The sequence below is a fragment of the Candidatus Symbiothrix dinenymphae genome (genome assembly GCF_001431085.1).
In genome coordinates this window covers 1-454 of the sequence record NZ_BBRU01000398.1, presented here as the reverse complement: position 1 = coordinate 454, position 454 = coordinate 1, and the positions used below count along the sequence as shown (strand labels likewise).

Genomic DNA, 454 nt, shown 5'->3' with positions numbered 1-454 from the left:
CGTCTCTACTAATCAAAATTATTCTTTTTCCACTTGCAAGTACCCTAACTCGAGGGGACTTTTACGTCCGAAAATTTTGACCATTACCTTGATTTTTTTCTTATCAGGGTAAACCTCTTCGATTTCACCGTGGAAGCCGGTGAATGGACCAACATTTATCTTGACGTTCTCACCAACCATGAACTCGACTTCCATCTCCTCAGTTTGTTCCAGCAGTTCGTCTGCTTTTCCCAAAATGCGGGCGGCTTCAGCGGGTCGCAACTGTGCAGGCTCGTTGGTGCCAAGGAAGCCAATCACATAATTGACTCCTTTTAAGAAGTGGGAAACTTCGCCGTCCAAAATGGCTTCAATCACAATGTAACCCGGGAGAAACGCTCGCTCTTTGATTGTCTTCTTCCCATTGCGATTTTGAAGCACCTTTTCAGTCGGAACGATAACCTGCGTAACACGGTCT

At 45.6% G+C, this 454-nt stretch carries 1 protein-coding gene; it reads right to left on the bottom strand.

Annotation, left to right across the window (positions count from 1 at the left end):
* Positions 1 to 18: 18 nt before the first annotated feature.
* Positions 19 to 454, bottom strand: a 436-nt coding sequence (gene nusG, locus ASC50_RS04530; protein ID WP_056928760.1) for a transcription termination/antitermination protein NusG, incomplete at its 5' end; no start/stop codon positions are given.